Annotated in this window: 16 protein-coding genes and 1 pseudogene; 12 read left to right on the top strand and 5 right to left on the bottom strand. The window is 56.8% G+C overall.

Translation table 11 applies throughout. The features are described from left to right. The 3 genes and pseudogenes from BUE21_RS09585 to BUE21_RS09575 form a co-directional block, all read left to right on the top strand. On the top strand, positions 1-343 hold a 343-nt coding region (locus BUE21_RS09585), incomplete at its 5' end, for an integrase core domain-containing protein (RefSeq protein ID WP_234971017.1). 2 nt (positions 344-345) lie between these two features. Then, positions 346-1,419 (top strand): annotated as a pseudogene (locus tag BUE21_RS09580) (sodium:solute symporter family protein); the annotation flags it as partial. A 448-nt stretch (positions 1,420-1,867) separates the two neighbouring features. Next, entirely contained in the window at positions 1,868-3,256 is a 1,389-nt protein-coding gene (locus tag BUE21_RS09575) for an LLM class flavin-dependent oxidoreductase (protein WP_073356458.1), read from the top strand. A 361-nt stretch (positions 3,257-3,617) separates the two neighbouring features. On the opposite strand, the gene BUE21_RS09570 is transcribed toward BUE21_RS09575, so the two are convergent. The 3 genes from BUE21_RS09570 to tkt form a co-directional block, all read right to left on the bottom strand. Continuing rightward, positions 3,618-4,586 (bottom strand): hypothetical protein, encoded by a 969-nt coding sequence (locus tag BUE21_RS09570; RefSeq protein ID WP_143164487.1) that lies wholly within the window; start codon positions 4,584-4,586, stop codon positions 3,618-3,620. After that, positions 4,583-5,671: a hypothetical protein gene (locus BUE21_RS14530; RefSeq protein ID WP_143164486.1), complete on the bottom strand. Its 1,089-nt coding sequence runs from the start codon at positions 5,669-5,671 to the stop codon at positions 4,583-4,585. The genes BUE21_RS09570 and BUE21_RS14530 overlap by 4 nt, the downstream gene beginning before the upstream one ends. A 118-nt stretch (positions 5,672-5,789) precedes the next feature. Then, complete coding sequence (tkt, locus tag BUE21_RS09565; RefSeq protein ID WP_073356456.1) at positions 5,790-7,829, bottom strand: transketolase; 2,040 nt, start codon at positions 7,827-7,829, stop codon at positions 5,790-5,792. 337 nt (positions 7,830-8,166) lie between these two features. On the opposite strand from tkt, the gene BUE21_RS09560 reads away from it, so the two are divergent. The 7 genes from BUE21_RS09560 to BUE21_RS09530 all read left to right on the top strand — a co-directional run bounded on the left by BUE21_RS09560 (position 8,167) and on the right by BUE21_RS09530 (position 15,830). Continuing rightward, a complete protein-coding gene (locus tag BUE21_RS09560; protein ID WP_073356455.1) occupies positions 8,167-8,496 on the top strand; it encodes a YkvA family protein in 330 nt (109 codons plus the stop codon). 27 nt (positions 8,497-8,523) lie between these two features. After that, the gene (locus BUE21_RS09555) at positions 8,524-10,791 is read left to right on the top strand and encodes a hypothetical protein (protein ID WP_073356454.1); all 2,268 of its coding nucleotides are present in this window, start codon (positions 8,524-8,526) and stop codon (positions 10,789-10,791) included. Positions 10,792-11,039: 248 nt separating this feature from the next. Then, positions 11,040-11,987: a hypothetical protein gene (locus tag BUE21_RS09550; protein ID WP_073356453.1), complete on the top strand. Its 948-nt coding sequence runs from the start codon at positions 11,040-11,042 to the stop codon at positions 11,985-11,987. Next, positions 11,984-13,303 carry a hypothetical protein gene (locus BUE21_RS09545; protein ID WP_073356452.1) on the top strand — a complete coding sequence of 440 codons (1,320 nt, stop codon included), beginning with the start codon at positions 11,984-11,986 and terminating at the stop codon, positions 13,301-13,303. Before BUE21_RS09550 ends, BUE21_RS09545 begins: the two co-directional genes overlap by 4 nt. Positions 13,304-13,462: 159 nt before the next feature. Then, positions 13,463-14,407, top strand: a complete 945-nt coding sequence (ttcA, locus tag BUE21_RS09540) for a tRNA 2-thiocytidine(32) synthetase TtcA (protein ID WP_073356451.1) — start codon at positions 13,463-13,465, stop codon at positions 14,405-14,407. Positions 14,408-14,536: 129 nt separating this feature from the next. Beyond that, on the top strand, positions 14,537-15,154 hold the full coding sequence (locus tag BUE21_RS09535; RefSeq protein ID WP_073356450.1) for a DUF4136 domain-containing protein: 618 nt from the start codon (positions 14,537-14,539) through the stop codon (positions 15,152-15,154). A gap of 25 nt (positions 15,155-15,179) precedes the next feature. Continuing rightward, positions 15,180-15,830, top strand: a complete 651-nt coding sequence (locus BUE21_RS09530) for a histidine phosphatase family protein (protein ID WP_073356449.1) — start codon at positions 15,180-15,182, stop codon at positions 15,828-15,830. Between the two features lie 27 nt (positions 15,831-15,857). On the opposite strand, the gene BUE21_RS09525 is transcribed toward BUE21_RS09530, so the two are convergent. After that, complete coding sequence (locus BUE21_RS09525; RefSeq protein WP_073356448.1) at positions 15,858-16,343, bottom strand: hypothetical protein; 486 nt, start codon at positions 16,341-16,343, stop codon at positions 15,858-15,860. Positions 16,344-16,573: 230 nt separating this feature from the next. Next, on the bottom strand, positions 16,574-17,956 hold the full coding sequence (gene ffh, locus BUE21_RS09520) for a signal recognition particle protein (protein ID WP_073356447.1): 1,383 nt from the start codon (positions 17,954-17,956) through the stop codon (positions 16,574-16,576). Positions 17,957-18,091: 135 nt separating this feature from the next. Here ffh and BUE21_RS09515 point away from each other — a divergent pair, with 135 nt between their 5' ends. Both BUE21_RS09515 and BUE21_RS09510 read left to right on the top strand, forming a co-directional pair. Continuing rightward, positions 18,092-18,886: a cytochrome C assembly family protein gene (locus BUE21_RS09515; RefSeq protein ID WP_073356467.1), complete on the top strand. Its 795-nt coding sequence runs from the start codon at positions 18,092-18,094 to the stop codon at positions 18,884-18,886. A gap of 39 nt (positions 18,887-18,925) precedes the next feature. Next, positions 18,926-20,659, top strand: coding sequence for an ATP-binding protein (locus tag BUE21_RS09510; RefSeq protein ID WP_234971107.1), 1,734 nt, complete (start codon positions 18,926-18,928; stop codon positions 20,657-20,659). Positions 20,660-20,812 lie beyond the last annotated feature (153 nt).

Here is a 20,812-nt window from a genome sequence, read left to right as displayed (position 1 = left end):
GGGCAGCCAATACACCAGCTTGGCGTTTGGCCAGCGTTGCAAAGAAATGAAGGTAACGCCCTCCATGGGGACGGTGGGTGATGCCTACGACAACGCCATGGCTGAGAGCTTTTTTGCGAGTCTGGAATGTGAGTTGATTGACAGGAGAAGTTGGCCAACAAAGGCAGGAGCCAAGCGCGACATCTTTAGCTGGATCGAGGGCTGGTACAACCCGCACCGGCTGCATTCAGGCATCGGTTACCTGTCGCCTGTAGAGTTTGAAAAAAGGAGGAAAGGCAGCAAGAAATCTGTTTCCAAACCAACGCCAGAAATGGCCGATCCAGTGTTCTATACCCTCCGGTAATGTGGGGGAACTTCAAGGTGACGGCCCTGGGGCTGGTGTTCAACATGCTATCGGGTGGGCAGATTTCCTTCGTTGCCGGCATGATGATCGGCACCGCAGTGGTGCTGGTCTATACGCTGTTCGGCGGCCTGTGGTCGGTGGCCTTCACCGATCTGGTGCAGATGACGGTGATCGTCATCGGCCTGCTGGCGGTGGCCTGGTTTGCCGCCGATCTGGCCGGGGGCGCAGGGCGGGTCATTGACTACGCCGCCACCGAAGGCAAGCTGCAACTGTTCCCCGAATGGGGCGACGGCAAGGCCTGGATGTTCTTCGTGGCCTCGCTCATCACCATGATGCTCGGCTCCATTCCGCAGCAGGACGTGTTCCAGCGCGTCATGGCCGCCAACAGTGCCGAAGCCGCCAGCCGGGGGCCGGTGATTGGCGGTATTTTCTACATCATCTTTGGCTTCGTGCCCATGTTCATCGTGATGGCCGCCATTCTGGTGATGCCGCAGGAATCGGCCACCATGCTGGCCGATGATCCGCAGTACATCCTGCCCACGCTGGTGCTGGAGCACATGCCCTTCGCGCTTCAGGTGCTGTTCTTTGGCGCGCTGCTGTCGGCCATCATGTCCACCGCCTCGGCCACGCTGCTGGCCCCGTCCACCACCTTCATGGAGAACGTGCTGCGCAACATCAAGCCCGGCCTGAACGATGCGCAAACCCTCAAGGCCACGCGCATTTCGGTGCTGGTCTTCACCGTGATGGTGCTGGTGTATGCCATCACGATGGAAGGCAAATCCATCTACGACCTGGTGGCCGAAGCCTACCAGTTGCCACTGGTGGGCGCATTCGTGCCGCTGGTCTTCGGCCTGTACTGGAAGCGCGCCACCACACAGGGTGCGATTCTCTCGGTGGTTTTCGGCATTGTCGTGTGGGGCTTCTTCTCGCTGTGGGGCGACTTCAGCGAGCACTTCCCACCGCAACTGGTGGGCGTGCTGGCTGCTGCGATTGCGATGGTGGCCGGTTCACTGGCCCCCCAGTTCTTCAAGGACACCAAGGGCATTCCACACCACATGATTACCGCGACGGCATAGGAACGTATTTACGATCTCAGGACCATACTGTTCAATCAAGAAAAGCACCCGTCATTCCCGCGAAAGCGGGAATCCAGCAGCAAGGTATCCCATGGAGAACCAAGGTGTTTTTTTGATACGTCGTTACTGCATTCCGGGTCAAGCCCGGAATGACGGTGCTGTTGGTACGGCATCGCCATGAAATCGTAAACACGCTCCAAAAACCTGCTCATGATTGCTACACCCCGCTGCTGGATGTTCCATTCCGGCAGCGGGGTTGTTTTTTGGAAATAAGCTTATTCCAGTCGATGTTGGCAATGGCACAGCCCTGCCACAAAGTGTTCCTCCAGCATCAGCACAAACCCACATCATAAATACAACTTACTGATTTTATTTCTCATTATTGCTGGCATGGCACATGCTCCCGGTTTTGCTCCTGTCCTGTTTTCCGTTTTTCGACACAGCAAGCATGAGCAAACAAATCCACTTCAACGCCTTTGAAATGAACTGCGTGGCGCACCAGTCGCCCGGCCTCTGGCGGCATCCGCGCGACCGCTCCTGGCAATACAAGGACGTGGAATACTGGACCGATCTGGCCCAGATTCTCGAACGCGGCATCTTCGACGCGGTATTCATTGCCGATGTCATCGGCTACTACGACGTTTACAAGGGCAACAACGACCACGCCTTCCTGGGCGGTGTGCAGATTCCAGTCAATGACCCGCTGCAACTGGCCAACCCGATTGCCTCGGTCACCAAGCACCTGGGCATTGGCATCACCGCATCGACTTCGTTCGAGCACCCCTACACATTCGCGCGGCGGCTCTCCACGGCCGACCACCACACCAAGGGCCGGGTAGGCTGGAACATCGTCACGTCCTACCTGGAAAGCGGCGCGAAGAACATCAGCGAAGTCGGCCTGAAACGCCACGACAACCGCTACGAGGTGGCCAACGAGTACCTTGAAGTGCTCTACAAGCTGCTGGAAGGCAGTTGGGAGGAGGGGGCGGTGGTGCGCGATCGCGAGAAGGGCATCTTCGCCATCCCCGAGAAAATCCACGAGATCGGCCACAAGGGCAAGTATTTCGAGGTGCCCGGCTACCACCTCAGCGAACCCTCACCACAGCGCACGCCGGTGCTGTTTCAGGCGGGAGCCTCCAACGCAGGCAAGGACTTTGCCGCCCGCAATGCCGAGCTGGTATTCATCTCCACCCCCACACAGGCCACCACCCGCGCCTATGTGCAGGACATCCGCACCCGTGCCGCGCTAGCCGGGCGCGATCCGAAAAAGCTGCTGATCTACGCACTGGTTACCATCATCGTGGACGAAACCGACGAAAAGGCACACGCCAAGCTCAAGGAATACCAGAGCTACGCCTCCTACGATGGTGGCCTGGTGCTGACTTCGGGCTGGACCGGCATCGACTTTGGCCGCTACGCCCCCGGCGACAACGTGCGCAAGGTGGAGACCAACGCCATCATCTCGGCCGTCGAAGAACTCTCGGAAGGCGGCAAGACCTGGACGATCGAGGAGCTGGCCAAGTGGGCCAGCATCGGCGGCCTCGGCCCGCTGTTCGTCGGCTCCGCAGCCACCGTGGCCGACCAATTGCAGGAATGGGTGGACGCGACCGACCTGGACGGCTTCAACCTCGCCTACGCAGTGGCCCACGAAACCTTCACCGACGTGGTGGAACACCTGGTGCCGGAACTGCAACGCCGTGGCGTGTATGCCAGGGAATACCGCGAAGGCACGCTGCGCGAAAAACTGTTCGGCCAAGGCCCCTACCTGCCGGACAACCACCCGGCCGCACAGTACCGCGACATCGAAAAAATCAAGCGCGAAGGCGTGCAGAAGTGATTGCCCCCATAACCCAATGCTGTTGAGTCAAGGGGACTACCCGTCATTTCCGCGAAAGCGGGAATCTAGCGGCAACTTATCCCATTGAGAAGCAAGGTGTTTTTTTGATACGTCGTCACTGGCTTTCGGGTCAAGCGCGCAATGACGGTGCCACTTGTACGGCATCGCCATGAAATCGTAAACACGTTCCAAGAACCTGTTCATGATCGCTGCATTCCACTGCTGGATGTTTCATTTCGGCAGCGTTTTTTTTGAAATAAGCTTATTACAGTCGATGTTGGCAGTGACACTGCTCTGCCGCAAAGTGTTCCCACACTATTAGCATAAACCCATGCCATAAATTCTTCATAAAAAACACAAGCTAATGGAGTAACACATTTTCCTCTTTAAATTCTCGAACCAAGTATTCGGCCAAAATATTATTTGAATAACTATCATAATACTTCTCCACAGTTTTCACCAACATATTAAACAACTCGGGATTTTTACCACGAATCTCATCAATAAAATCAGCATGCCCCAATAAAACCGCATCTCTAGGATCACTAAATCCATTCACATAAAAATCAGAAACATAATTCAAAAAAACATCCCCTTCCATTGACTCAATGGATGTATTAAAAAGCGAACCCAGCCATTTTTCATATCGAATAGCATCAAGCAATCCAAGCTCAGAAAAATTCTGAGGCAATTCAGGCTTATGGGAAAAAATATATTGATGCAATATTTTTTTCTGCATATCTGTCAAGTACAAAAATACAGCAGGATTTCCAGACAACTGACTCATCAATACATTATTCCCAAAATCATTAGAAGCAACAATCAATTCATTAATTATTTCATCATCTTTCTCATAAAAACCAGTTGGAATCATTTGAACCAACTCCCCATAGTAATCATCCTCAGAAATCAGATGGTTATTTTTCCCATACCTTAAAACCTCATGCAAATCACCATACCTCCCCAATCTTGAATATGCAACAATAGCAGCACCTTTAGCACTATCAGGAAAATCCGAATATATAATATATTTTAATTCATTTGCAAAATCACTCTTCCTTTCATCAGACAAATTAACCTTGCTGGCAAGATGCCTATAAACAATACTCTCCAACTCAAAATCATCACCTTCAGCCTGCAAATCATCAATCAATTTCCTATATGAACTTGAATTATATTTCAATTTAAACCCACTATTTTCTTTATAATTACTTTCTACATCACTCAACAAAGAGCCATCACCAAAATCATCTGCCAAAATATTATTATATTTTTCATAAGAATAAATAAACAAAAGAATAAACAAAAGAATAAACAAAAATTTTTTCACCACATTCCATCCTTTATTTTTCCATAGATTCGGTTTGGTGTACGAAACATATTTGCCAACTCAACCATATTTTTTTGCCAACTTTCCTGCTGTTTTCTTTGATTATTATAAAAAGAAAGAGATGTTTGAAAAGACGAAAGTGCATATCTAGTTTGCGCAGTAGAAGCGTAAGCATCTACTACAAACGAATCACATCTATATACACCAGGAATAGGTTTTAAATTTTCCTTGTACCCAATAATACAAGAACTCGAGTTCCCAGCTACGCCACCTCCTGATGTAGTCGAAAATGGCCCAGAGTAACATTTCGGATTTATTACTGGAACCAAAGTTCCAGGTTTTGCTGGCGTTGGTGTAGCCGAATATGTATACGAAGCCCCAATCACCATAATCTGCTCCGCCCTCTTTATAATAGCCTTATACACTTTCAAACGAGATCTAGTCTCTTCATAATCCAGTGGATTTTCAGCACAATACTCCTTAATACAAGTTGATATATAATAATCTGGCAGATCTTTATTCACATTAGGCCAAGCCTTGGTCTCTCGCGAAAACTCTTCCCACGATATTTTCTGGACCCTGTTTTTTCTATTACTATTATCATTAAAAACCTCTATAACCCTATATCCATCCCATATTCCAACATGCCCCTGAATTGATAATGGATACGGATAATCTAAATCTCTACCTACAACCATCCCTATTCTCGTTGGCCTAGGAGGGATACTTTTATCAACAAATAAAATATTGACTGGAGAATTCCCCAATAACTCATTACTTCCATCATCAAATATCGCATAAACACTCACAGAATGGTAATTTCCATCATAAACATGATTCGGCAAATCGAATTTCAAATTAAACCCATGTGAGCTATGTTCACTATTACATGCGTTCTTAACCGCATCCTCACGATTTAGAGCAGCATTACCACCCCCCAAAAACAAACCATCATCTCGCCACACATGAATTCCAACATAACCGGAATTACCAAACTCACATGCCCACCCGGAATAAGCATCTGGCTCCACTGATTCTAGCCATCCATCTGCATAACACAAAGATGTTAAAAAAACATAATACAACAGTAAAATTTTTTCATATCATTACCTCATAGGCACTACAGTAAAAAAACGAACAAGATGCCGCAAACACTTTAGCGCAGCGGCACTATTTTCACAGCATTATTAATACTTATACCTGTTACGACGGATCCAGCACCGCCTGCACGGTAGCGGCCACGTTCTCCGGTGTGAAGCCAAAGTGCTCGAACAGTTTGGCAGCGGGAGCGGATTCGCCATAGCTGTCGATGCCGACCACGGCGGTGCAGCCGTACTTCCACCACAGGCTGGTCGTGCCCATTTCCACGGCCACGCGGGGCAGGCCGAGGGAGAGCACCACACGCTGGTAGTCGGCATCCTGGCGGTCGAACACGCTGGTGCTGGGCATGGAGACCACGCGCACTGCCACGTTCTGCCCGGCCAGCAGCTTCTGCGCCTGCAAGGCCAAGGCCACTTCGGTGCCGGTGGCGATCAGCACCGCCTGGGCGGGCGCATCCAGTCCGGCATCCTGGGGTTCGGCCAGCACATACGCACCGCGCCCGATGTCGGCCAGTGCCACATCGCGCTTGGGTGCATACGGCACGGCCTGGCGCGACAGCAGCAGGGCCGATGGCCGGTCTTGGTTCAGCAAAGCCTGCGTCCATGCCACTGTGGTTTCGGCAGTGTCGGCAGGCCGCCATACATCCAGATTCGGGATGAGGCGCAGGCTGGCCGCGTGCTCGATGGACTGGTGGGTGGGGCCGTCTTCACCCAGACCGATGGAGTCGTGCGTGAAGACATGCACCACGCGCCGTTTCATCAGCGCGGCCATGCGGATGGCGTTGCGGCTGTAGTCGCTGAAGGTCAGGAAAGTGCCGCCATAGGGAATGAAACCGCCATGCAGGGCCACGCCGTTCATGATGGCGGCCATGCCGAACTCGCGCACACCGTAATTGATGTGGCGACCGATGCGGCCATCGTCGGTGCGCACCACGGCACCCTGGGCATCCAGCCGCAGTGCGGGGGTGGATGGCGTATTCGTCAGGTTGGATCCGGTCAGGTCGGCGGAACCGCCCAGCAGTTCCGGCAGGGCGGCCGTAAAGGCTTCCAGTGCCAGTTGGCTGGCCTTGCGGGTGGCCACGGCCTGTTGCTTGGCATGGGCCTGTTCCAGGGCCTGTGCCGCGATTTCAGCAAAATTCGTGGGCAATGCGCCAGCAACGCGGCGCGAAAACGCCTGCGCCAGCTCCGGGTACGCCTGGGCATAGGCAGCAAAGCGGGCATCCCAGTCGCGTTCGGCCTGTGTGCCGCCTGCCTTGGCATCCCAGTCGCCATACACTGGGGCGGGAATCTCGAACGGCGCGGCATCCCAGCCCAACTGGGCACGGGTCAGGGCAATTTCTTCCGCTCCCAGCGGCTCGCCGTGGGCCTTGGCGGTGTCCTGGCGATTCGGGCTGCCCTTGCCAATATGGGTCTTGCAGATGATGAGGCTGGGCTTGTCGCCGCTTTGTTTGGCCTGGGCAATTGCTGCATCGACCGCGTCCACATCGTGGCCATCCACCGGGCCAATCACATTCCACTGATAGGCCTTGAAACGCTCGGCGGTATTGTCCACGAACCAGGGAGCCACCTGGCCGTCAATCGAAATGCCGTTGTCGTCGTACAGTGCGACCAGCTTGTTGAGCTTCCAGGCTCCGGCCAATGCGGCAGCCTCGTGGCTGATGCCTTCCATCAGACAGCCGTCGCCCAGGAACACATAGGTGTGGTGATCGACGATGGCATGTTCCGGGCGGTTGAACTCGGCGGCCAGCAGCTTCTCGGCCAGTGCAAAACCCACGGCATTCGTGATGCCCTGCCCCAGCGGACCGGTAGTGGTTTCCACACCGGGGGTAATGTCCACCTCCGGGTGGCCGGGGGTCTTGCTGTGCAGTTGGCGGAAGTTCTTCAGCTCCTCGATGGGCAGATCGTAGCCCGTCAGGTGCAACAGCGCGTACAGCAGCATGGAGCCGTGGCCGTTGGAGAGAATGAAGCGATCCCGATCCACCCATTGCGGATTGGCAGGATTGTGCCGCAGATGGCGTGCCCACAAGGCCACGGCCATGTCGGCCATGCCCATGGGCGCGCCCGGATGGCCCGAATTGGCTTGTTGAACGGCATCCATGGCCAATGCACGAATTGCATTGGCCATCGCGGTGGTGTTGGCCATAAAGACTCCAGAAGGTGGGGTAACAAAAAATGGGCAGCCGCAGAACACCGTACCTGTGCGCCATCGATGCGCCATCTGACCGCCTGCAAAGGCGGCATTCTAATCTGCCAGCCACAAATATCGAATTTCATGGTTGCATCCCGACCGCCGCTGTGTCTATTGAATTTTCCAGATTTGTTCTGACCATCGCCCCCCATACCAAAAATTGTTTTACTGATTCCGAGAACGACACCACCTGTCGCCGCCATGTAATAAGATCGACTGCTTGCTTTTTCGCAAATGAATCTCAATATTCAGAGACAACCGACACCCTCCTATCCGAAAAAAGGAGAAAACCGTGAACACCACCGAACACTACAGCGACACCAATTTCTGGGACAAAGTCAAGAACTTCGGCCAAAGTGCGGGCAAGGAAGTCATCGAGAAAGCACTCTGGCTCTACTACACCGCGCAGGATGCCAAAACCCCCACCTGGGCGAAAACCACCATCTACGGCGCATTGGCCTACTTCATCCTGCCCATCGATGCCATCCCCGATGTCCTCCCCGTCGCAGGCTTCACCGATGACCTGGGCGCGCTGGCCGCAGCACTGGCCACTGTGTCGGCACATGTGACCGAAGAGATCAAGGAAGAAACCGCCCAGAAAATGCGCCAATGGTTCAACTGACATACCCCAACTGCAAGGAATACATTCATGGAACACTCTGAAGCACAACGGAAAATTACAGCGATCCTCCATTCCCGCAAAGAACAGCTTGCCAAGGTCGAGAAAGAAATCGAGCAGTGGAAAAAACTGGATCGACAGATCAGCGCACTGGAGGAGGCGATTGAAACACTGAAAACGCACCCAGAAACCTCCGAGTCGCTCAAGAGGAATTTTTCAGGGTTTCACATCGAACAGATTGACAGCAATATTGCCGAAACCCTGAAGAACCTCAACCAGATCAAGGCCCGGTTCTCCCGCAACACACTCAATATCGGGGTCAGCGGTCGCGCCCGAGTAGGGAAAAGCACCCTGTTGCAAGCCATTTCCGGCCTGGGTGACGAACAGATTCCAACAGGCAGTGGTTTGCCTGTGACAGCGGTGCGCAGCCGCATTTTCCATTCCGAGCAGCAGCATCGGGCCACCCTCATTCTGCACACCTACGCCTCTTTCCGTCAGGACGTGCTACAGCCTTACCACACAGAATTGGGGTTGCCGCAGGCCCCGCAACGGCTCGAAGACTTCAGCCAATACGCCTACCCCCCATCGGAACGGGAACTGCCCGAAAGCAAACGCCAGGAAAGCAGTGCCATCACCATCTTGCGCCGCCTGCGGGAAATGCAGTTGGCTCTTCCCTCCTATGAGCAAGACCTCACCGGCGGCGAAAAAACCGTTTCGCTGGATGAATTGCGCCAATATGTCGCCTACCCTACCGCCACCCAGATCGAAGCCGGGGAGAACGATCGACGTTATCTGGCCGTGCGCGACGTGCGCATCGAATGCCAGTTTCCCTATGCCCAGGTAGAGCAACTGGGCATCATCGACCTGCCGGGCCTGGGCGAACTCGCAGCCAACGCAGAGGAGTACCACTTGTCGGGCTTGCAAAATGAAGTGGACCTGGTATTGATGGTCAAGCGTCCCGTCGAAGGGATGGCCTACTGGGGCAAGGAAGACGGAGCTGCTGCCGACCTGCTGGACAAGGCGCGTGGGTTCATCAAGAACCGGCGTGATTTCGTCTCGCTGGTGCTCAACACAGGGGGAGCGACAGAGTCGCTCATTACGGCCTTGCGCGGCGATGTCCTGCGCAATGTCAATGATGGCGAACCCAACCGCCATTACCAGGTTTACGAGACCAATGCCCTGAAGCAAGAAGCGGTCTATGAACAGGTGCTGCACCCGGTATTGCGCCATCTGGCAGAAAGACTGCCGGTCATGGATGCCGAAATCCTGGAAGGAACCCGCAGCCGCTACCGCGCCACACAGGAGCAGATCCAACAGTTTCTGGACGACGTGGAGAATGCACTGCGCACAGGCAGAACGCATGCACCCACAGCCAGTGCCGCCGAAGACCTGTACAAGAGAACAGGGGAGATGCACAAAAACATTGCCAGCGAACTGCACAACTTCCTGCTCGAACTCAAGAAACAGGCCCGCGCCAAGGAAGAAGACAATCGCTATGTGGAAGCGGTGGAGTGCGCCTACCAATCGGCCAAATCGTGGATTGATGCCGGTTTTGGCAAAGGCAAGGAAGCCTGGTGCCAGGATGCCCTGAAAATCATGAAAGCCGACAAAGGCAGTGGTGGATTCGGCATTCATGAAAGCAACCGGATTCGCGTGGAAATCAGCCACAAGTTCGCTGAAATTGATGGCTATTTCCAGCAATCGACCGATGGTCTGTGGGCCAGAATCCTCGATATTCTGCGCCCCCACCTCGGCAGACTCCTCGCAGAACAGGAGGGCAAGGCCGCGCTGGAGCAACTGGAAAAACTGCTCCACGAAGCCCCCGAACCTTGCACGGTCCTGGCATCGGCAACCCGGGATTTGCTCGATCTGCGCCTGGACTATCGCACCCAACTGCACCCACGGGTTCGCCAGTCACTGGATGCCCTGGAATGGGAATACGACGATCCAGAAAACCCCCAGGTTCAAAAAGTACGCTACGCCTGCCGCCCCGATGAAGAAGGCGCAGGACAGCTTTTCCTGGAAATGACCGCTTTGGCACGGCAGGCCATTTATTCTGCCAAGAAAGCATTGATTGGAGAAGCCCTGGCTCCGGCCCTGGTGATTCATGCCACGGTGGAGCAATTCGACGATGCGTTCATTCGCTCTGGCGAATCGCTGACGCACTTTCACCGGCTGGCGCGCTCGTACCGCGACGACATCTGGCCCGGCATTTTTGCTGGACTGGAAGCGGCCAATACCCGCATTGCCAACGTCCAGAGTGCGGCCAAAGCCATTCGGGAAACCCTGTCCCAATAAACCAAACAGCCATTACGGAGAAATTGAATGAGTGATACAAACGACGTGGAATTCAAGATCGGCATTGTCGGCCCCAGTCGGGTCGGCAAAACCTCGCTGGTGACTTCCATTCTCGCCAACGCCAAGGATTTGCTGGCAGGCTCCCCGGTCAGCATCAAAGCAAGGATGGCAAAACCCGCGCACGCATCAGCCAGCACGACAACGCCCTGCGCGGCTCACTGTATGCCCGGGAATTCGATGCCGGCAAAATGGAAGGCACACAGGAGGCATTCGAGTTCCAGTTGTACCTGGGTTACAACCAGTCTGACGAAGAACAGGGTGTCAATCTCAAGCTGCTGGACTTCCCTGGAAAATGGATGAGCCCCACCTCGCTTGCGAACGACCAGGGAGGGGACTGGGCACGTTGCGTGCGGTTCATTCAGCAAAGCACAGTATTGCTGGTCATTATCGATGCCTCGCTCATCATGGAAGCCATGATCAGCAAGCAAAAAAAAGCCGTTCCCGGCATCCTGAATGTGGCGGAAGTGGAAGATGTCGTGCGGGCATGGGCAAAAACGCGCTCACAGCACACCGACGAACCCGGATTGCTGATTCTTTGCCCTGTCAAGTGCGAAAGCTATTTCGCGGACAACGGCGGCTCCACGGATCGCTCCGATGAACTGTTTCGTGCCGTCACCAGTATTTACCACCCCCTTCCCGACATCATTGAAGAAGAAAATGCAGGGCACACCGATATTCTGTACATGCCCGTCGATACGATTGGCTGCGTGGAATTTGTCGAAGCAGAATGGAGAGAGGACAGACAGGTGGATGGCGGTTACACGTTCTCGCCCTCCTTCAAGGTGCGCGGCGATGGCAAGCTATCGGTCAAGGGAGCCGATGGCCTGCTGATTTCCATCAGTCACCAGATCGTGTCTTTCAAAGAAAAAGTGCTGCATCGCTCAGCGGAAGAAAAGTCCATCGAGGCGCAATACTCTGCCCGGCAAGCAGCAGAAAACAAAACCTTGCTAGAAGACATCGGAACATGGCTGTTCGACTACGAGACCAGTGATGAAAAATACGCTCGTTTCAAGAAAAACGATGCAGAAGCTACCATGCAGAAAGCCCGCAATATCGGCCAAGTGCTGCAACTGCTGACCAAGAAAAAACCGGGCAGCCGGATGCGCGTCATTCATTCAGGGAAAAAGCCCTCATGAAAATATTCATTCAAACCCGTGGTTATGGCCGTGATTATGGATTTCTGGGGGCCACACCGGCCCAGCCGTGGTGGCGCAAACCATATGAAGAAGGCACCTCTTTTGAGAAACCGACCATCATTGTGCAAGCCCAAGGGCCTGGCCAATGGCGAGGCTATATCAGCGGACTGCCATCCCGACGCCGGGACCGCGTCAGTACGCCCATTCGTTACACGCTCGTGCTGGAGGCCGACCCCAGCAGCGGCAGCGCGAAAGATGCAGAAGATGCGGAAAAAGTGCTGTGCCTGCTTCAGCAGGCACTGACCACATTCAGCACGCAGGGCACGGGCAGCACACTGCCGAGCCTGCTGGATGAGGTTTTCAACGAAACACAGGTCAATATCGACCAGTTGCTGGCAGACCCAGGAAGCCTGGAAACCGCTCACACTGCGGCAAACCTGCTGTCCACCTTTCTGCAAAAACTGCCTGCGGCCACTGCCAACACCGCCATCAGTGCCCACGCGCCCCAAGGCTCGTGGCTGGGAGAACTGGATTCACCCCAGGCAACCCAGGCATGGATGGCACGCATACGGGATTTGCTGTCCGGCACACAAACAGGCTCTGCGGCCCTGCTGAATCTGGTGGATGGGCAGGAATACGCAGAAAATGACTTGCTTGCCTTGATGCAGGATGAGCTTCCGTTGGCCTTGCTGATCAGCCAATCGGCAAAGCCACTGAGAAACCGGCTGATTCCTTTGGCAAAACCTGTCCCACTCCCTGAAACTCGTGCACTTGCCAAAACCCCAAAATATTCGACAGCCAATCTGAAGCCATCTACTGTTCGCCCAGAACCTAAAAAGACCTCAAGTACAGTGCCTGTTGCAGCCGCAGGGGTCGCAATAGTAGTAGTGGTGGTGGCCGTTGCTGTTTTTTTTTCAAAAGAGCCGAGAGAAACCTCCTCAAACCACGCCGAAACCACCACGGTAGGCACTGAAACCCCACTACCATCCAGCGAGACCACCACGCTCGCAGCAGGCATCAACACTACCGCTGGCGAAACGGCCACACCACCTGTCCCAGTCGTCCTACTCGATGAATTCATCATTCCACCTGAAGGGGACAGCACCACCATCAATGGAATCATTCAGACACCGGCAGGAGCCGTACCCCACAGTGCCACGATTCAGATCGCAGACCAGCCGCCTCTGATGATCCCCAGGGAGAAGTTGCAAGGTCCGGATGAGAATGGCCATTACCGCTTCAGCATTGAGGTTCCAAGCCAGTCACTGCTGGCCAAACCGCCAATCAAGGCGACAGCCACATCGGGAAACCACTGAACGCAGCGTTGCCCTCGCCTGAAACTCCTAGGCATCGTCATGTCGGGGCATCGCATGGCACGATTGCCCTGCCTCCTTGCTCAAGGAAGTGGCAGATGGGCGGGCATTCGATAAAATGCCGGTTTGCGGGTCGGGTTCGGCCCGTCCTCTTTTTTGCCCATGCCCACGCCGATGAACGCCATTACCGAAGCCCCCCGTACCCTCAGCAAAACCGAGAAAGACCAGCGCGAAGCGCGCAAGCTGGAAAAACGCCTGTGCCGGGAAGTCGGGCGTGCGATCAGCGACTTCAACATGATCGAGGAAGGCGACAAGATCATGGTGTGCATGTCCGGCGGCAAGGACAGCTTCACGATGCTGGACATTCTGCGCAAGCTGCAAAAGCGTGCGCCGATTCATTTCGACATCGTGGCGGTGAACCTGGACCAGAAGCAGCCGGGCTTTCCCGATCACATCCTGCCCGACTATCTGCGGGCGCAAGGGGTGGACTTCCACATCGAGACCCAGGACACCTACAGCATCGTCAAGCGGGTGATTCCCGAGGGCAAGACGACCTGCGGGCTGTGCAGCCGCCTGCGCCGCGCCATTCTGTACACGGTGGCCGATCAACTGGGCTGCACCAAGATTGCGCTGGGCCACCATCGCGACGATATTCTGCAAACGCTGCTGCTGAACATGTTCTTCGGGGGCCGCATGAAGGGAATGCCGCCCAAGCTGGTGAGCGACGATGGCAAGCATGTGGTGATTCGCCCGCTGGCCTACATCCCGGAAAAAGACACGGTGCAATGGGCGCAATACCAGCAGTTCCCGATCATTCCGTGCAACCTCTGCGGCAGTCAGGACAATCTGCAACGCCAGATCGTGGGAGAGATGCTGCGCGACTGGGACAAGAAGTACCCCGGCAGGCTGGAGAGCATGTTCCGTTCGATGCAGAACGTGGTGACGACGCACATGATGGATCCGAAGCTGCACGATTTCTACCACGCCAAAGCGACAGGCATTGCCGATCCGGCAGGCGATACGGCATTTGACCCCGACACGTTCACCGAGCATTTCGCCCCGGCTGCCGATGGCGACACGCTGGGCATTGCCATTCAGGTTCAGTAACCCCACTGTCGGCGTGTTCTTGAAGCATGCGGGTGGCGGTGGCTGCGCCACAATCGGTGCTGTGGCGCACAGTCACAGTATCTGAATCGCCGTATTGGGTGGTTGGTTTTGCCGGCAAAGGAGGTTTGTATGCAGCAACGATTCAAAAAAGTCTCCCTGGCACTGGCCTTGGCGGCCAGCGCGCTGTTCATCACGGGCTGCGCCAGCACCCGCACGATTGAAAGTCAGGTACAGAGTTATTCCACGCTGACGGCACAGCCTGACCCCGCCACCTACCGGCTGGAGCGTCTGCCCTCCCAGCAGGGTCTGCGGCGCGATGGTGCCTGGCGGCAACGCCAGTTGCTGGAAGCCGTGACCACGCAGGCTCTGGCAGAGCACGGAATGCAACGCGACGATGCAAATGGCGCGTACCGGCTGGAGCTGTTCAGCCATGCCAGCAGCCACCGCGCGTACTGGCCGCATGATCTGGGCTTTACCTGGGGCATGGGCTATGGGCCGTGGGGCTGGCATCCGGTATTGGGCTACTACGGCAACTGGCGCGATCGCCCGCCCACTGTGTATGTGCTGGAGGTGCGGCTGGTGCTGCGCGATTCCACCGGGCAGGTGGTGTATGAAACGCAGGCACGCTATGACGACGTGTGGTTCAACGAAGCCGAGATTTACCGCGCGCTGCTCAAGGCCGCTCTCGACGGTTTCCCCACCCCGGCAGAGGGCGTGAGGGTGTTGCACCACACGGTGGCTCCCTGAACGTCTGCATACCTGGTATTTTTCCATGCAATCCACCCGCATCACGGCCGTTCGCCACGGTGAGACCGACTGGAACCAGTCGGGGCGCATTCAGGGCCACACCGATGTCTTGCTCAATGCCCGAGGCATGTGGCAAGCCCGGCAGGTGGCCTGCGCCCTGCAAGACGAGGCGTTCGATGCACTCTACAGCAGTGATCTGCAACGCGCCTGGCAAACCGCCCAGAGCCTGGGCGAGCAGATTCGGCACGCCCCTGTGCCCCAGCCCGCGCTGCGCGAACGCGCCTTTGGCGTACTGGAAGGCCATACAGCCACGCAGATTGCCGAACAGTTCCCTGACATTGCCCTGCCGTGGCAGCAGCGCGATCTGCACTTCACTCCAGAGCATGGAGAATCCCTGCTGGACTTGCATGAACGGGTATTGCAGGGGGTGGCGCATCTGGCACAGGCCCATGTGGATGCGCACATTGTCCTGGTGACGCATGGGGGTGTGCTGGACATTCTCTACCGCCATGCCACGGGACAGGGGCTGGATGCACCGCGCACCTGGACAATCGAGAACGCCTCGATTCACCGCTTTCTGTGGTCACCCGATGCCTTCACGTTGCTGGCCTGGGGTGACATTGCCCATCTGGAAGATGGCCCGGCCACGCTGGCACTCGATGAAGGCATTGCCTGAAACCCTGGCACTGGCACGGCCCGCAGGTCACGCGCTGGGCGTGGGCAGGTGTGCGCGATAAAGTTGGGTGATGCGATCAAACAGGGGGATGTTGAATTCCTGGGCGTAGTTCATGAATTCCTGCAAGTGCGCGGCGGGGATGACCTCAAACACTCGCTGAACGGCCCGTTCGGCATAACTTTCGCCTGAACGCTGCAAGATGGTGGCCAAGGCCCACAACATCAGCTTCATCATTTCATTGGGTTCTGATGCCACTTGCAGTGCCCGTGCAATCTTTTCGGCACTTTCGTTTTGCTGCAATTGCATCAGATCCATGACATAAACCTTGGCCGATGCCAGCGATGGACTTTTGGAGCGTGGCGGCAATACAGGCTTGGGAGGCGGCTCCACAGGAATCGTCTTGATTCCAATGGCTTCCTTGATGGGCTGCGAAACACCCGTCAGCAGCCCTTTGCCTTCCATTTGCAACAGCAACGGCAGCACCTCATGCCCCAGCAGAGTGACGATATCCATACTGCTGCGGGTTCCGTTGCACATAATCAAAAGCTGCCGTTCGCGCAACGAGCATGCAGCCCTGTCAGACAATGCCTTTGCGGCGTGGGGTGTTCTCTGTATCAACATGCTGGCCACCTCAAAGCCCGTTGTATGGTGAGGCCAGTCTAAGCGCACTTCATTTCAGTTTCTTGACTACTCCATGTCTTAGGGAAGGTCTGCAAAACCCGTTGCGCCGCCCGCATCCACCATCAGAACGGCAGTTTCGGCAGGCCGCCACCGCCCAGCAGCCCCTTGGTCCCGCCGAGCTTGCGCAGCATTTTCATCATGCCCGCACCCTTCATTTTTTTCATCATGCCCTGCATCTGGTTGAATTCGTTGAGCAGGCGATTGACTTCCTGCACCTGTACGCCCGCACCGGCAGCAATGCGTTTCTTGCGCTGTGCCTTGATGAGTTCCGGCTTCTTGCGCTCCAGTGCGGTCATGCTGCAAATGATGCCTTCCTTGCGGCGAATGTCTTTTTCGGCGCGGTCCATGTCCATCTGACCGGCCTTGGCGGCGAGTTCACCGGGCAGCTTGTCGAGCAGGGAGGAGAGGCCGCCCATCTGCTTCATCTGCTGCAACTGCATGAGAAAGTCGTTCAGATCGAAGCTGTCGCCGCTCTTGACTTTCTCTGCCAGCTTTTGCGCGGCCTGCAAGTCCACGCCGGACGTGACCTGCTCCACCAGTGCCACGATGTCGCCCATGCCCAGGATGCGCCCGGCATGGCGTTCGGCATCGAAAATCTCGATGCCATCGATCTTCTCGCTGACCCCGGCAAACTTGATGGGCGCGCCGGTGATGTGCTTGACCGAAAGGGCCGCGCCGCCGCGCGAATCGCCATCGAGCTTGGTCAGGACGATGCCCGTGAGCGGCAATGCTTCCTTGAACGCCCTGGCGGTGTTGATGGCATCCTGCCCCTGCATGGCATCGACGACGAACAGGGTTTCTGCGGGCTGGAGCGTGCTGTGCAGTTCGCGGATTTCGTTCATCAGTACTTCGTCAATCGCCAGCCGCCCGGCGGTATCGACGATGAGCACGTCGAAGTAATGCTTCTTGGCGTAGTCCAGCGCGGCGGTGGCTATGTCCAGCGGCTTCTGGTCGGGGGTGCTGGGGAACCATTCGGCCCCGGCCTGGGCGGTGACGGTCTTGAGCTGTTCGATGGCTGCGGGGCGGTACACGTCGCCCGAGACGGTGAGCACTTTTTTCTTGAGCTTCTCGCGCAACAGCTTGGCGATCTTGGCGGTGGTGGTGGTCTTGCCCGCACCCTGCAAACCGGCCATCAGGATGATGGCGGGCGGCTGCACGTTGAGGTTCAGTTCGGCCTGGCCTTCGCCCATGATGGCCGCCAGTTCCTTATTGACGATGGACACGAGCGTCTGGCCGGGCTTGAGCGAGCCGACCACATCCTGCCCCAGTGCCTTTTCCTTGACGCGGGCGATGAATTCGCGCACCACGGGCAAGGCCACGTCGGCTTCCAGCAGGGCCATGCGCACTTCGCGCAGCATGTCCTGGACGTTGGATTCGGTGATGCGGGCCTGGCCGCGCATTTCCTTGACGATTTTGGCGAGCTTGTCGCTCAGGGCTGATGCCATGTGATTCTCCGCAGCAAGAAAAATAAGAGGTTGCCTGGGGCGTGTCCTCCATCAGATTCGCCCTAGGGCGATCGGTGTGTCGATGCCCGCAGGCTCTTTGTGCGGCACTGCAACACCAAAAGGTACACTGTGGCCATGATTGTAATCAGCTCCTCTCCTGCAACCTGGGTACTGGCGGGTCTGGCCGTGCTGGCCTATGGCCTGGCGGGCCTGTTTCATTGCCGTTCGCACCCGAAATGGGCGCAGGCCAGTGTCTGGATGTCCTGGCTGCTGCACGGCATGGCACTGGTCAGCAGTCTGGGGCAGGAGCAGGCGCACTTCGGTTTTGGCTCGGCCATTTCGGTGACGGCCTGGCTGGTGCTGACCATCTACGGCATCGAGTACCTGCTGATGCCGCGTTTTCGGCCCCATTGGTCACTGGCCCTGTTCGGGGCGGTGGCCGTGGTCATTGGTACGATGTTTCCGGGTCATGCACTGAACAACTTGCAGGCGCACCAGACCCCGTGGATGGCACTGCATCTGGCCTTGGGCATTGCCTCGTATGGCCTGTTTGCCACGGCCGTGGCACACGGCTGGCTGATGCGGCAGGCCGACCGCAAGATGCGCAATGCCATCGACTCACACGAGGGCATTCCCCTGCTGTCGCTGGAGCGGCTGACCTTCCGTTTTGTCACGGCTGGTTTTGTGCTGCTGTCGGCCACCCTGCTGGCCGGCCTGCTGTTTGGCGAACAGGTGTATGGACGTGCCTGGGCATGGCAGCACAAACAGGTCTTTGCCGTGCTGGCCTGGCTGACGTTTGCCGCCCTGCTGCTGGGACGCTGGCGCACGGGGCTGCGTGGGCGCAAGGCACTGAATATACTCAACCTGGGTGCAGTGTTCCTGCTGCTGGCCTATGTGGGTTCGCGCTTCGTACAGGAAATCATCCTGTAGCGGTAGCTCTGCGTCTTGCGTCACTCTGCACTTCCAAAAATGGGCTTTTCCGACCTTCTGCACATGCTGGGCCTGCGGCGTTCACTGGTGGCCTCTTCCGAGCCATTCCAGCGGCTGTGGGCGGGTTTTCTGACCGGTCGCCTGATGCTGGCACTGGCCATCGGTGTGCTGCTGCTGGCCGAGCACGTCATGGATGGCACGGTTTCGTCCAGGGTGCTGTGGCTGGTGGGCATCTACTTTTCGCAAGCCATGCTGCTGCGGGGACTGATGCGCCATGTGCGCCCCCGCCGTGGACTGGCCTGGCACTGGCTGCTGACGGTGGGGTTCGACATCGGCGTTTGCGCCCTGCTGCAACTGTGGTATGCCGGTGGCTCCATCAGTTTTCTGGCCCTGTTCGGCATCCCTGTGCTGATGGCAGCGGCCATGGGCAGTACCAGCGTCATGGCACTGACGATTGCCACGCTTTTTGCTGTTCTGATGCTGGTCAGTGGCTGGCCCAAAGGGTTCAGTGCCACCAGTCCCCAGGTCTATTACCAGGCATTCGTCACCTGGCTGGGGTTTCTGGTGCTGGCCCTGCTGGTACACCAGTTGGCCACCCGCCTGTCCAGCGAGGAGCAGGAAGCGCGCAAAAGCCGCCGCCACGCGCTGCTGCAAAGCCAGATCAGCGAACTCATCATCCGCAACCTCAACGATGGCGTCATCGTGCTGGGGCGAGACCTGTCGGTCAATTCCCTCAATCCTGCGGCACGGGAGATTCTCGGTCTGCCAGCCCAACACCGTTTGCCCTTCTTGCTGACACAGGATGCCAGTTGGCAGCCGCTGGTGGCCTTGGTCCAAAGTACCTTCATCCATCACCAGCCCCAATCTGCCGATCTGACGCTGGCGAGTGGGCAGCAAACCCCCTGGGGTGTCCACGCCCGTTCATGGCTGACCGCACAGCCTACCCGGCTGCGCCGCAACATGGAAGTGCAGTGCGTGATTTTTCTGCACGACCTGCGCGCCATGCAGGCACAACTGCGCACCGAGAAACTCGCTGCCATGGGGCGCATGTCGGCGGCTGTGGCACATGAAATCCGCAATCCGCTGTCGGCCATCGTGCAGGCGAATGCCCTGCTCGCCGAAGACCTGCCCGATCCGGGATCACAACGCCTGACCACCATGATCGGGCAGAACGCCGAACGCCTCAGGCGCATTGCCGAAGACATTCTGGACATTGTGCGGGTGCAACGACAGGCCACCGAAACCGGCACTGCCAGCGACAGCACGCTGCCCCTGGACGAAACCACCGCCCAAGTCTGGCAGGACTGGATCAGCCAGCACCGCATGGCCCCGGCACCGCACGCCCTGCACCTGAACGCGCCAGAGGTACACGTCCCGTTCGACCACGAACATCTACGCCGCATTCTGCTGAACCTGCTGGACAACGCCCGGCGTTACATGGGGCCGCACCCCGACTCCCTGCAAGTGGCCACCGGCATCGATTCCAGCGGCCAGACCTTCCTGCAAGTCTGGAGCGATGGCGAGCCTCTGGAGAAGTCCGTCGAACGCCATCTGTTCGAGCCATTCTTCTCCTCGGAAAGCCGCTCATCGGGGCTGGGGCTGTTCCTCTGCCGTGAACTCTGCGAACGCCACCATGCCCGCATCGGCTACCAGCGGCAGAACATTCCCACCCAGCGCGGCATGGTGGCGGGCAACGCCTTCACCGTATACTTTCATGGTCTGGCCTCCTCTTGCGCATCACCGCAAGCAACCTCTGCGCCATCCGACGCATAGACTGGCTATCCCATGTCAGCGGGGTGGACGATGCCCCATGTGCCCCACTGCGGGTTTACCATAGCGCGTTGGGGCGCACGCAGCCTGCCATTGCCCGCAATCGCACAGTGCAGGTGCATTGCCTCGTGGCATCTTCCATCTTTTGTCGGGCTT

It is taken from the genome of Lampropedia hyalina DSM 16112, assembly GCF_900129055.1.
In the GTDB taxonomy this organism is placed as follows: Bacteria; Pseudomonadota; Gammaproteobacteria; order Burkholderiales; family Burkholderiaceae_C; genus Lampropedia; species Lampropedia hyalina.
The sequence above is the reverse complement of the archived record's forward strand: the minus strand, read 5'-3'. Positions and strand labels throughout refer to the sequence as shown.

Coding starts and splice junctions, on each gene's coding strand:
- BUE21_RS09575 (WP_073356458.1), top strand. CDS start 1,868: ATGAGCAAACAAATCCACTTCAACGCCTTTGAAATGAACTGCGTGGCG.
- tkt (WP_073356456.1), bottom strand. CDS start 7,829: ATGGCCAACACCACCGCGATGGCCAATGCAATTCGTGCATTGGCCATG.
- BUE21_RS09555 (WP_073356454.1), top strand. CDS start 8,524: ATGGAACACTCTGAAGCACAACGGAAAATTACAGCGATCCTCCATTCC.
- BUE21_RS09550 (WP_073356453.1), top strand. CDS start 11,040: ATGGAAGGCACACAGGAGGCATTCGAGTTCCAGTTGTACCTGGGTTAC.
- BUE21_RS09545 (WP_073356452.1), top strand. CDS start 11,984: ATGAAAATATTCATTCAAACCCGTGGTTATGGCCGTGATTATGGATTT.
- ttcA (WP_073356451.1), top strand. CDS start 13,463: ATGCCCACGCCGATGAACGCCATTACCGAAGCCCCCCGTACCCTCAGC.
- BUE21_RS09535 (WP_073356450.1), top strand. CDS start 14,537: ATGCAGCAACGATTCAAAAAAGTCTCCCTGGCACTGGCCTTGGCGGCC.
- BUE21_RS09530 (WP_073356449.1), top strand. CDS start 15,180: ATGCAATCCACCCGCATCACGGCCGTTCGCCACGGTGAGACCGACTGG.
- BUE21_RS09525 (WP_073356448.1), bottom strand. CDS start 16,343: ATGGATATCGTCACTCTGCTGGGGCATGAGGTGCTGCCGTTGCTGTTG.
- ffh (WP_073356447.1), bottom strand. CDS start 17,956: ATGGCATCAGCCCTGAGCGACAAGCTCGCCAAAATCGTCAAGGAAATG.
- BUE21_RS09515 (WP_073356467.1), top strand. CDS start 18,092: ATGATTGTAATCAGCTCCTCTCCTGCAACCTGGGTACTGGCGGGTCTG.
- BUE21_RS09510 (WP_234971107.1), top strand. CDS start 18,926: ATGGGCTTTTCCGACCTTCTGCACATGCTGGGCCTGCGGCGTTCACTG.